Source organism: Nonomuraea aurantiaca, assembly GCF_020215705.1.
Taxonomy (GTDB): domain Bacteria; phylum Actinomycetota; class Actinomycetes; order Streptosporangiales; family Streptosporangiaceae; genus Nonomuraea; species Nonomuraea aurantiaca.
In genome coordinates this window covers 20008-31094 of sequence record NZ_JAIWNB010000054.1, presented here as the reverse complement: position 1 = coordinate 31094, position 11087 = coordinate 20008, and the positions used below count along the sequence as shown (strand labels likewise).

Sequence of the window (11087 nt, the reverse complement as noted above, 5' to 3'; positions counted from 1 at the left end):
GGTTTTCCTGTCTCCCGCACGATGCGCACCGCGCCCGCGCGGAACTCCGGATCGAACCTGCGTCTGGTCTCTCCCACGACCCAACCTTCTCCTTAGGTCAGATCTCCACGCTAGAAGGGGAAGCCCAGTCGGCGTCTGGCAGCGTCTGCACGAGGTGCTGCTGGACCGCTTACGTGCTGCCGACGCTCTCGACTTCTCCCGCGCCGCAGTGGACTCCTCCCACATCAGAGCGCTAAAAGGGGGCGTAGACCGGCCCGTCCCCGGTCGATCGAGGACGGGCCGGCAGCAAGCACAGCGATGGGATCGCCGCCGGACCGGCCGCCCGCCCAAGGCCCGGTGACTCCGGGGAGGCAGTCGTCATTCCTTCGCGTCACGGGGGTTGAGCAGCAATGGAACGGTCAGTGGCGTTAGTGAGGCGTCGGGACGCGGCTTACCGCCACTCGCCGTTCCGATCCGGGTGAAGCGTCGAATGGGCGAGGATCTTGTAACGGTTTGATCACCGTAGGTGACCTGCCTGCCGGTTGACCCTACTTTGCGGCATGCCGGTGGAGTTCTTGACCGATGATGAGGCTGCTGCGTACGGGCGGTTCGCGGGGCTGCCGTCGCGGGTGGATCTGGAACGGGTGTTCTTCCTCGATGACGAGGACCGGGCGCAGGTCGCGTAGCGGCGTGGTCAGCACATGAGGCTCGGGTTCGCGCTCCAGCTGGTGACGGTGCGGTGGCTGGGGACGTTCCTTGAGGACCCGCTGGATGTGCCGGGTGCGGTGCTGGAGTTCGTGGCCGAGCAGCTGGAGGTCGAAGACCCCTCGCAGGTGAAGCGGTACGCCGAGCGGCGCGAGACTCCGTTCGATCACCAGCGGGACATCCGGCGGACGTATGGGTGGAAGGACTTCACCGACGTTGGCGGCGAGTTCGCGGCGTGGGTGGCGGCCCGTTCCTGGACCTCGGGCGACGGACCGAAGGCGATCTTCACCGACGGGATCGGGTGGCTGCGGGAGCGGAAGGTGCTGCTGCCGGGCGTGACGACGCTGGCCCGGCTGGTGGCGAAGGTCCGCGACGACACGACCAAGCGGCTGTGGGGCGTACTGGAGGGGCTAATGACGGCCGGGCAGCGGTATGTCCTGGACCAGCTGCTTGAGGCCGGCGGGAACGCGGGTGTCGGATCTGGAGCGGTGGCGCAAGGGCGTGCCGCCCCGGGCGTCCGGTCCGACGATCATCAAGGCACTGGAGCAGGTGTCGGAGATCGAGGGTTTGGAGCTTGCGGACCTGGGCGCCGAGGCGCTGGTGCCGCCGCGCCGGCTGGGTGAGCTCGCCAAGTACGGGATGCGGGCGGACGCCTCCGCGCTGCGCCGTCATCCGGACGGCCGCCGACTGGCCACGCTGCTGGCCACGGTCCGGCACCTGGAGGGCAAATCGGTCGACGACGCCCTGGAGCTGCTGGACCTGCTGATGGCGACCGAGCTGGTGAACAAGGCGCAGAACGCCTCCAATAAGGAGAAGGTCCGCAAGCACCCGAAGCTGGCGAAGTCAGCAGCCAGGCTGGCGGTCGCAGTGGAGGCGTTGTTCGCCTCCGACGGCTGGGGCGGCCCGGAGGAGGAGCCGCGGGTGGCGGAGGTGTGGGAGGCGATCGAGGCGGTCATGTCCCGCGCCGCGCTGACCCGGACCAGCACCTCGCCCGGGCCCGGCTCCGGCCGACGGGCCTGCACCACCTCCAGCACCTCCGGGCCCCCAAAAACGCGCTGGCTCACAGCACGCATCCACTCAGGCATCGACGATGTTCCTCTCGCAGAGCCAACATTTCTCGATGATGATCCTGGAAGAGGTCAGTACCATTTGGGAAGAAGGCACCTTCCTGAAATCTAGGTTCCCCGGAGATACTGTGACTGCTGATGTCCCACCGAACATGGTGGGGCCCTACCGGCCAGACTGCCCCTCGCGCACCGTTATCGAGACGTTTGCCAACAAGTGGTCCATGCTCGTTCTCGGCATCCTCAAGCTGCAGGAGCGTCCGCTGCGGTTCAACGAGCTACGACGTCGTCTTGATGGCATCACGCAGAAGGTCCTCACCCGGACACTGCGCGCTCTGGAGCGCGATGGCCTGGTACGCCGCACCGTTTACCCGACCGTGCCACCTCGAGTGGAATACGCCCTCACCGACCTCGGGGTCAGCGCAGGGCACCTGGCCAACGCGATCGCCGAATGGTCAGTCGAACACGTGCCCGACATCATAAAAGCACGCGAGAACTTCGACCACCGGGGCATCCGCAGGTCATTCGCAGAGAAGACCTGAATCAATTGACAGCCATGCACCTCCAGTCGCTATCGGCATTCCTGCCGCTGCGCTCTATCGCTGCTGGTCGACGCAGTCGACGCACTCAGTCGCCCACACGTCGGTGACGGTTCGCAAAGAGTCGCGAATTCGCATCAGATGCAATTGGCGGCGTTTGTCATATCCGGCCGGAAATTTCGCAAAGCAATGAGGCGCTGGTCAGCGGGGTTCGTCTCGGATGGTCCAGCCGTGCTTGGTCGTGAGCTTGGCCAGTGCCGTTGCGGAGTTGGTTGATACGTTCTTGTGCGTCGGGGAGATACGGCGATTGACGCCTCAGACGCTCGGTCGCGTCCCGCCGGTATGGCGGCCGAAGGAACGTCGGTAGGCGGCAGGTGTGGTGTGCACCATCGCGTGGAAGCGCCTACGCAGGTTGGCGGCCGAGGACAGGCCGACCCTGGTCGCGATCGTCTCCACAGGGAGGTCTGTTTCTTCCAGAAAGGTTCGGGCCGCCATGATGCGCTGCTGGAGTAGCCATCGGCCGGGGGCGATGCCGAGCTGGTCGGCGAACCTGCGGGCGAGCGTGCGCGGGGAGATCTTGGCCTGCGCGGCGAGGTCGTCGATGGTGAGCGGTTCGTGCAGCCTCTCGATGGCCCAGTCCAGGATGGCAGCCAGGGACTCCGGCGGGTGGCCGGTGAGGGCAGGGGCGGCATACTGCAGCTGCCCGCCCTCGCGGTGCGGCGGCATGACCATATGCCGGGCGATCTGCGCGGCGTGGGCGGCGCCATGGTCGGTGCGGGCCAGGTGCAGGCACAGGTCGATGCCTGCGGCGGTGCCGGCGCTGGTAGCGATGTCGCCCAGGTCGATGTACAGCGTGTCGGGCTCGACCTGGACATCGGGAAAGCGAGCGGCGAGTTCGGCGGCCATCCGCCAGTGGGTGGTCGCCCTGCGGTGATCCAGCAGTCCCGCCTCCGCCAGAAGGAAGGCACCGGAACAGATCGCGACGATGCGGGCGCCGCGCCGGCGGGCTTGCCGTACGGCGTCGATCACGGCGGGTGAGGCGGGTTGTTCTCTGCGATGCCAGCCGGGGATCACCACGGTGTTGGCAGTCTGGACCGCGAGCAGTCCCTGGCTGACCAGCATGTCGTAGCCCGCCAGGGTCGGCACGGCGCCCGGATCCTCCGTGCACACGTCGAAGTCGTAACGGCCGGGCAGACCGGGTCGGCGGATGCCGAACACCTCGGCGGCGCACGCCAGCTCGAACGTGGACTGTGGTGGCATTACCAGGGCGACCACTCGATGAGGACTCATGGCAGAAAAGTACTCCTAAGCGTCATTTCAGACACTAGGCCGGTACGGTCGGCGCTGCCACGATGGGTCCATGACGCACGAGTCCAGTGATGTTCAGATCCTGCACGTTGACGAGGTCGAACCGGTGGAGGTCGTCCCTGGGATCACCCGGCGGCGCCTGCCGGCCACGGAATGGGCGCGCGGGTGGATGTACGACTTCGCTCCGGGGACCGAGTGGCCCGAGGTGGACGTGCACGAGGGAGAGGAACGCTACTACGTGATCTCGGGAGAGTTCATCGACCGAGGGCAACGCCTGGGGCCAGGCAGCTATGTGGTGTTCGCGCCCGGCAGCACGCACCGCCCGCGCACCGAGTCGGGCGCGCGCATGCTCGGCATCAGCATTCTCACCCAATAGCCTTTCGCGAGTTCGACAGCAGGTCCAGGCCGGCTCCGGCAGATCGGCCGCGGTGGTCAGGGCGAGCACCGCACCCATGGACTCCCCGACAACATGCCGTACACCAGGTCGCTGTAGCTGCCCGTGTCGGTCACCACCACCTCGGGCTGCTCGGTGGCGTCCAGGCGGTGGATGGCGTCCAGGATGTACAGCGAGTCGCGCAGGGTGCCGGGCACCACCAGCCCGCCCAACCCCATCACCTTGTCCGAGACGACGTTCAACCAGGTGGCACCCCGCGGCCTCTTCCCGACACCGAAATAGAGAGGGGACGGCCGGGCATATAACGACCGTACCGGGACGACGAACCGCATCCCGTCCACCGACGCGACCAGCCCGCCGTCCCAGTCGGCGGTGATGTGGATCTCGCCCTGTTTGTCCACCAGCCGCCCGGACGCCGCCGCGATGCCCTCGCCGTGGAAGTAGCCCTTCTCCACGCCGATCAGCCGGGCCGCGGTCAGCGCGGGCGTCCCGGCCTTGATCACCGGGATCAAGCCGACGTTGCACGAGCGCGCCACCGTCAGCGCGGCCAGGCTGATGTCGAGGTCCGGGGTTGAGGAAGCCAGGAACAGCCGTTGGCGCTGAGAATGATCTTGAGCGAAGTGTGACTGTCTGGCTTCGGTGTGTGATCAGATCGGCCGTGAAATTCAGATATCTGACGTGATCGTCGCTTTGACGGTGATCAGTGATCATGTCTACCGTTGTCACCCATGCCTGTGGGGTTTTGTCTGATGACCAGGTCAGGGCGTACACGGCGTTCGAGGAGCTGCCGCCGCTGTCGGATCTGGAGAAGTTCTTCTTCCTGGACGCGTTCGATCGGGATGTGATCGCGAAGTCACGCCAGGACTCGCATCGACTGGGAGTTGCCGTCCAAATCGGGACGGTCCGTTACAAGGGTCTGTTCCTGGAGGACCCGCTGGCGGTGCCGTGGCCGGTGGTGGACTATCTGGCCGAGCAGTTGGGGATCGGCGATCCCTCGCAGGTGAAAAGGTACGCCGAGCGGTTGAAGACGGCCTACGAGCATGCGTGGATGATCCGGGACGCTTACGGCTACCACGACTTCGATGATCACGAGTCGTGGGAGGGGCGGGTTCTGGCGAAGCGGTTCCGGACGTTCCTGTACGGCCGGGCGTGGACGCATGCCGAGGGGCCGACGGCGTTGTTCGATCAGTCGGTGGCGTGGCTGCGGCGGCATCGGGTGCTGATGCCCGGGGCGACGGTGCTGGAACGGCTGGTGGCCAGCGTCCGGGGGCAGGCCGATGAGCGCTTGTACGCGACGGTGGCGCGTCAGGTGGAGCGCGCTGATGCGGCGTTGCGGCGGGAGCTGTCGGGGCTGCTGGTGGTTCCTGCGGGGGCGCGGATGTCGGAGCTGGAGCGGCTGCGGCAGGCGCCCAAGCGGCAGTCGGGCACGGAGATGGCGCGGGCACTGCAGCGGGTGGACGACATCGCCCGGTTCCGGTTAGGGCGGGTGCGCGTTGACAAGGTGCCGGTCCGGCGGATGAAGACGCTCGCCAAGTACGGGGCGGGCAGCAAGGCGCCACTGTTGGCGCGGCTGCACGAGCCGAGGAAGACAGCGACGATGCTGGCGGTGACCCGGTCGTTGGAGGCCGAGGCGATCGACGACGCGCTCGATCTGTTCGCGCTGCTGATGGCCTTGCGGCTGATCTCGCCGGCGCGCCGCAAGTCCTCGGGCGACCGGCTGTCGATGCTGCCGAAGCTGGAGAAGGCATCCCGGCTCCTGTCCCGAGCGGGCCGGGTGTTGGTAGAGCAGCTCGACCTGGTCGCCGAGGCGGGCGCCGACTTGGACCCCGCGGCGCTGTGGACGGCCGTCACCGCAGAAGCCGGGGCGAGCAAGGAGCAGGTCCTGGCCGCGCTGGAACAGGTCGATGAGCTCGTCCCCGACGATGAGGGCGCGGCCGAGGCGGCGCTGCGCTCCGCGCTGGTCGACAAGTACACCACCGTCCGCCCGTTTTTGAAGCTGTTGGGCGAGTCGAAGGCCCTGGGCGCGGCGGTCGGCGGCCGCAAGGTCCTGGCCGCAGTGCGTGCTCTGCCGGAGCTGACGCGCCGGCACGTCTCTCGCAAGCCCCTCGCGTCGAAGGAGATCGACGCGTCCCTGGTGACGGCCGCCTGGAAGCGGCCGGTGTTTGCCAACCCCGACCTGCCCAAGGGCGCGGTGGACCGCGACGCGTATGTGGTCTGTGTCCTGGAGGGACTGTTTCGGGCGCTCCAGGTCCGGGACGTGTTCGCCGCGCCGTCGCTGCGGTGGGCCGACCCGCGCGCTCATCTGCTGGACGGCAAGGCGTGGGAGGCGATCAGCGAGGACGTGCTGGCCTCCCTGTCGCTCACCGACCCGGTCGAGGCCCACCTGGACGCCAAGCTGCTGGCGCTGGACGCGGCATGGAGGCAGATGGCCGGCCGGCTCGAAGAAGCCGGCGACGACGCCCTGGTCCGGGTGGTCACGCCAGCCGATGGGCACGCCCGATTGTCGGTGGAGAAGCTCGGCGCGCTGGGTGAGAGCCCGTCGCTGAAGTGGCTGCGCGCGGCCTGCCAGGTGATGCTGCCGCGCATCGATCTGCCCGAACTGCTGCTGGAGGTGCACTCCTGGACCGGGTTCCTGGACGCCTACGTGCACCTGGCCGACATCTCCACCCGCATGCACGACCTGCCCCGGTCCCTGGTCGCGCTGCTGATCAGCGAGGCCTGCAACGTCGGCCTCACCCCGGTGATTAAGGACGGGGACGAGGCGCTGACCCGCGGCCGGCTCTCGCACGTCGACCAGAACTACGTGCGGGCCGAGACGCACGCCGCGGCGAACGCGATCCTGATCGAGGCCCAGCGCGGCGTGCCGATCGTGGCGCTGTGGGGCGGCGGGCTGCTCGCCTCGGTCGATGAGCTGCGGTTCGTCGTCCCGGTCCAGACGATCAACGCCGCCCCCTCGCCGAAGTATTTCGGGTACAAGCGCGGCCTGACGCTCTTGAACGCCGTTAATGATCAAGTGATGGGGATCGGGCAGATGGTCGTGCCCGGCACGCCGCGCGACTCGCTGTACATCCTCGACACCCTGATCAACATCGACGCCGGGCCGCAGCCCGAGGTCGTCACGACCGACCAGGCGTCCGATTCGGACACGGTATTCGGGATCTTCTCCATGCTGGGCTCCCGGTTCGCGCCCCGCTTCGCCGACCTGGGCGACCAGCGGTTCTGGCGCTCGGAAGTGCCCGGCAGCAGCACCCCGGGCGGAGGACTCGATCACCGACGAGGGTCGTCCAGCAGGGTGAACCCGTCGGCGTCCGTGTCAGACAGCCGATCAACGCGGAAACGGCGGCCGGGCAACTCGTTCGCCGGTAAGCCCGCCTGCTCGGCGATCCGTGCGGCGGGGACCTGCAATGGCGCGGAGGGTGAATGCTTGGCGCTGATCAGCTCCGCCCGGTCGCCGACGGTCAGGAGCACCCGCACCTCGTTGCCCGCCTCGGGTGCCAGACCGGGCCACCGTTCCCGGTCCTCTTCGAGCCGCCGCTGTGCGGTCATGGTGGTAAGCCCCGCATGCTCGGCAAGGTCCCGTACCGGAAAGTCGCCGCGGAAGCGGGCGCGGGCCGCAGTCATGAGCAAGCGCCGGCGGGCCTCCAAGGCGGCGAGGGCGTCGCGTACCACGTGGAGAGTCTCCGTCATGTCCGTCGCCGAGTCCGGCAGGTGATCGATGGTCTCCTGATTGCCGAGCTCGTGCAGCAGCCGCCCGAGGCCGCCGGTGTCGATCAGCGTGGCAAGCACACCGCACGGGTCGTCCGCCTCGCGTGAATAGGAGACCATGACACTCTGCTCATCGCCGCTGCCTGAACGCGTCGTGATCTTCAAGGCATCCCTCCGCTCTCCGTGTACCAATCTGGTACGGGTAGATTGACTGTATCAGATTGGTACATGAACGTTAGATGCTTCGTCCTCATCTGGCGGCCTCCCGGGACTGATCCCCGCGCCACCGCCCATCGCGCAGCAGAGAACGCCCCATGCCCGTCGGCCTTCCACCGACGGGCACGGGGCGTTCTTGTGGTCGTGCCGCCGTGGGTCCTGGCGCCGCCCTCCCCCACTGGCTCCCCATCCCCCTCCCCGGATGAGGGTGGCGGCTTGCTCGTCTCGCGGACCTAACTCGCCGTCCGGATGCCTGACTTATCCGTTTCCTCTTTGTCAGGTCCGGTGCGTGATTTCGGAGGAGTCCGGCGTGACCTGCGACTCGACAAGTCAGTCCGGAACCGGGGGCTCATGGTCGTCCGGACTAACTTGTCGGTTTCTGACTCATACTGACGGTCGCCGATGATGGCGAAACTTTGGCGGACAGATGTTCGGCACAGCAGACTCCTTCTTCCGGGAACCAGGGTTCCCCAGAGATCAGCTATCCACCAAGCCGGGCCAGCTCCAGGCAGCCCCGCGTACGGTCGCTGGGGCCCTCAGCGCTTGTTCAGTCCCCGCAGCACCGGCAGCCCCGTACCGGAGTCGAGCACGAGGCGGTCGCCCAGCGGTCGGGCGAGCGTAACGGTGTTCGTGGCCGTCTTGCGTATCAACGGGCAAGGCTTGCCAGAGCCGGAGTCCTTCTCGTCCACGTCCACCACCACCAACTGGTCGGTCTCGTAGGCGCGGGTCCCGTGAACGGTGTCGCAGGCGCCGTACCCATAGCGGAGAAGCAGCTCGTCTGGCTTGCCGACGACGAGGTCGAACGCCATCACCTCTTCGATATCCCCCTGCACCCGCTCGGGACGGGCGGTGACGGCTGAGGGGTCGATCGCCACGTGGACCTTCTTTTGCTCGACTCCCTCGACGGTGAACAGCCATGCGGGCACCTGGATGGTGCCGCGGCTGGTCTCCAGAGGGACCTTGCCCAACTTGGCTCCGGTTACCCGGAGGGGCCGGCATCCCTTGGCCGGGCACTCTTCTTCGATGAGATCGGCCGGTTTGCTGAACTTCTCGTACGCGCTCGCCGCCGTGATGAGCGGCACCTGCGAGACCTCGCCGTCCGGCCATCGCACGTCGGCGCGGTCCGGAGAATCGGTGGGCAGTTTGGCGGCCAGGCGCCAGGCGCCGTTGTGCGAGCTTCTGTTCACCCAGGCCGGGATTCGGCTTACGTGGTTCCATCCGTGCGGATTCAGCACCTCCAGCGCGACGAACCCTTCACGCCAGGCGCGGTCGTCGGCCGAGCCCTGCCAGCGCTCCGCCACCTCCCGGGCACGATCCTCGAACCCGTCAGGCGAAAGACCATGAGACCCGCCGGGCGACCTCTGGGTGAACCAGCCGCAGGAAGTCAGCAGCAGCACCAGGGACAGGCAGCGATCATTCGTCGCACGAGACCTCCACTCAGTGTCAACCCCCGCTCCTAGCGTGTGGGTTCGTGATCCTCATGCCAGAGCTCCATGCCCTCCTTGCCGTAACCGACGATCTTGAAGCCTTCGGCGTACAGGTCGTTGGTACGCTGCTGCGTCCCGGCGAACATCCGAAAGCCGCCGATCTTCCACGGGTCGGGCCTGGTGCCGGCGCTCACCGACGTGCCGTCCTTGAAGACCAGCGCGACGCGGGCGGTCTTGGTGCTGGTGATGCCGAACCAGTGCTCCTTGTGCTCTAGCAGCTCCACCTTCATGGGCTTGCCACCCATGTCGATCAGCGCCCGGTCGGGGCCGCCTCTCTCGGTCACCGCCCTGCCGGGTGAGAGGCCGTTCACGCCCACGGCCTGCCCATCCAGTTTCCAGATCAGACTCTTGTCGGGTGTCTCATAGAGACCCGCGTCGAGCTTGCCGGGCATCTCCACAGTGCGGCCGACCGACTTCGCGTTAGCCTCGGGCACCACCAGTGGCCGCAGCTCGATTCGCTTGATCGTCCCACCCTCGCCGGCCGCGAACTCGAGCGCCGTCACCGTCTTGTTCGCGGGAACGCTCACAGTCCAGATGGCCTGAGGAGCGCCCTGCGGTGTCTGGAGGGTGCCGGTGACCCGCTCGCCTTCCTTGAGTACGGCCGCGACCCGGACGACCTTGGCCTGTGCGGTGCCGTAGTGCAGCACCTTCCCCGTGGCGGGGGGCGGGAATGACTGGGTGGAGCCCTGGTCCGTGGCCTCCTTGCCGTCGACCGGCTCGTCGCTGCAGAACTTCGAACTGCCTCCGGACCTGGACTTGTATTCCTGGCAGAAGACGGTGGTGCCGCTTCTCGTGGTGGCGTACCAGAACGAGATGGGTCGCTTCTCTGAGGGGTTGTCGATCGTCAGGCGCTTCCCGATGGGGGTCGTGTCCCAGACCGGGTTCCCAAGTGCGGGTTCGGTGGCGACGGTGGCGACATCGCCGCGTTCGTCGGTGCTGCGCGTGGCGATCACCGTGATCGGCGCGGCGATCGCGACGACGCAGATGCCTGCCACCAGCGCGTTCCTGCGCATCCTGCGCCGCCGCGACCGGGACACCACCTCCGTGGAGAACCTCGGCGGGGCCTGCGGTGCGCGCGTGGCGGCGTGCTCCAGCTTCGCGCGCAGACGAGATTCCAATGGGTCGGTCATGCGGGGCTCCCGTTGATCTCTGAGGTGCTGGGCAGAATGGAGCGGAGCTTGGCCAGGCCGAGAGAGGCGTGGCTGCGCACGGTCCCCCGGGAGATGCCGAGCACGTCGGCGATGTCCGTGTCGGACAGGTCCTCGTAGTAGCGCAGCACCAGCACGGCCCGCTGCTTGCGTGGCAGCGTGGCGAGCGCTTGCCACAGGCCCTCGTCGCTGTCGGAGGGCGGCGTGTCGAACCGAGCCGTCTCGGGTAGCGCCCAGTCCGGCCGCTCGCGCCTGCGTAACCGCCACGTGCTGATGTGCAGCCGGGCCATGATCGTCTTGGTGTAGCTTTCGGGAGCCTGTTTCCGTCGCACCCGCGGCCAGGCCTGATGTAGCCGGACCAGCGCCTCCTGCGTGAGGTCGGCCGCGTCGTGCGGGTTGCCGCTGAGCAGGTAGCCGTAGCGCAGCAGGGCGTCGGCCCGTTCCGCCACGAATTCCTCGAAGCGCTCGTCCTCCAATGACCTCTGCCTTTCCTCGTTCCGTCAGGGGATAGACGGCTCGAGAGGCCGAACTGTTGAATGCTG

At 67.4% G+C, this 11087-nt stretch carries 10 protein-coding genes and 2 pseudogenes; 7 read left to right on the top strand and 5 right to left on the bottom strand.

All coding sequences use genetic code 11. The features are described 5' to 3' along the window. Positions 1 to 130: 130 nt before the first annotated feature. From LDL49_RS53670 to LDL49_RS58955, 5 genes and pseudogenes are all read left to right on the top strand, one after another. A pseudogene (locus LDL49_RS53670) lies at positions 131 to 293 on the top strand (IS5/IS1182 family transposase); the annotation flags it as partial. Between the two features lie 261 nt (positions 294 to 554). Beyond that, the gene (locus LDL49_RS53665) at positions 555 to 665 is read left to right on the top strand and encodes a DUF4158 domain-containing protein (protein ID WP_225302683.1); all 111 of its coding nucleotides are present in this window, start codon (positions 555 to 557) and stop codon (positions 663 to 665) included. A gap of 12 nt (positions 666 to 677) precedes the next feature. Next, a pseudogene (locus tag LDL49_RS53660) lies at positions 678 to 1307 on the top strand (DUF4158 domain-containing protein); the annotation flags it as partial. Further along, positions 1234 to 1863 carry a hypothetical protein gene (locus LDL49_RS58960; RefSeq protein WP_308016308.1) on the top strand — a complete coding sequence of 210 codons (630 nt, stop codon included), beginning with the start codon at positions 1234 to 1236 and terminating at the stop codon, positions 1861 to 1863. The pseudogene LDL49_RS53660 and the gene LDL49_RS58960, both read left to right, overlap by 74 nt. After that, complete coding sequence (locus LDL49_RS58955; RefSeq protein WP_308016307.1) at positions 1805 to 2290, top strand: winged helix-turn-helix transcriptional regulator; 486 nt, start codon at positions 1805 to 1807, stop codon at positions 2288 to 2290. Before LDL49_RS58960 ends, LDL49_RS58955 begins: the two co-directional genes overlap by 59 nt. A 312-nt stretch (positions 2291 to 2602) precedes the next feature. On the opposite strand, the gene LDL49_RS53645 is transcribed toward LDL49_RS58955, so the two are convergent. Continuing rightward, the gene (locus LDL49_RS53645; RefSeq protein ID WP_225302681.1) at positions 2603 to 3577 is read right to left on the bottom strand and encodes a helix-turn-helix domain-containing protein; all 975 of its coding nucleotides are present in this window, start codon (positions 3575 to 3577) and stop codon (positions 2603 to 2605) included. A gap of 70 nt (positions 3578 to 3647) precedes the next feature. On the opposite strand from LDL49_RS53645, the gene LDL49_RS53640 reads away from it, so the two are divergent. Further along, on the top strand, positions 3648 to 3971 hold the full coding sequence (locus tag LDL49_RS53640; protein ID WP_225302680.1) for a cupin domain-containing protein: 324 nt from the start codon (positions 3648 to 3650) through the stop codon (positions 3969 to 3971). A 56-nt stretch (positions 3972 to 4027) separates the two neighbouring features. On the opposite strand, the gene LDL49_RS53635 is transcribed toward LDL49_RS53640, so the two are convergent. Next, complete coding sequence (locus LDL49_RS53635; protein WP_225302684.1) at positions 4028 to 4546, bottom strand: Tn3 family transposase; 519 nt, start codon at positions 4544 to 4546, stop codon at positions 4028 to 4030. Positions 4547 to 4731: 185 nt separating this feature from the next. On the opposite strand from LDL49_RS53635, the gene LDL49_RS53630 reads away from it, so the two are divergent. Beyond that, on the top strand, positions 4732 to 7701 hold the full coding sequence (locus tag LDL49_RS53630; protein ID WP_225302679.1) for a Tn3 family transposase: 2970 nt from the start codon (positions 4732 to 4734) through the stop codon (positions 7699 to 7701). A 745-nt stretch (positions 7702 to 8446) separates the two neighbouring features. Here LDL49_RS53630 and LDL49_RS53625 read toward each other — a convergent pair. From LDL49_RS53625 to LDL49_RS53615, 3 genes are read right to left on the bottom strand one after another with little or no spacing between them, the layout of a single operon-like run. Next, positions 8447 to 9307 (bottom strand): hypothetical protein, encoded by an 861-nt coding sequence (locus tag LDL49_RS53625; RefSeq protein ID WP_225302678.1) that lies wholly within the window; start codon positions 9305 to 9307, stop codon positions 8447 to 8449. 59 nt (positions 9308 to 9366) lie between these two features. Continuing rightward, on the bottom strand, positions 9367 to 10527 hold the full coding sequence (locus LDL49_RS53620) for a hypothetical protein (protein ID WP_225302677.1): 1161 nt from the start codon (positions 10525 to 10527) through the stop codon (positions 9367 to 9369). Further along, positions 10524 to 11021, bottom strand: a complete 498-nt coding sequence (locus tag LDL49_RS53615) for a SigE family RNA polymerase sigma factor (RefSeq protein ID WP_225302676.1) — start codon at positions 11019 to 11021, stop codon at positions 10524 to 10526. The genes LDL49_RS53620 and LDL49_RS53615 overlap by 4 nt, the downstream gene beginning before the upstream one ends. Between the last annotated feature and the right edge of the window lie 66 nt (positions 11022 to 11087).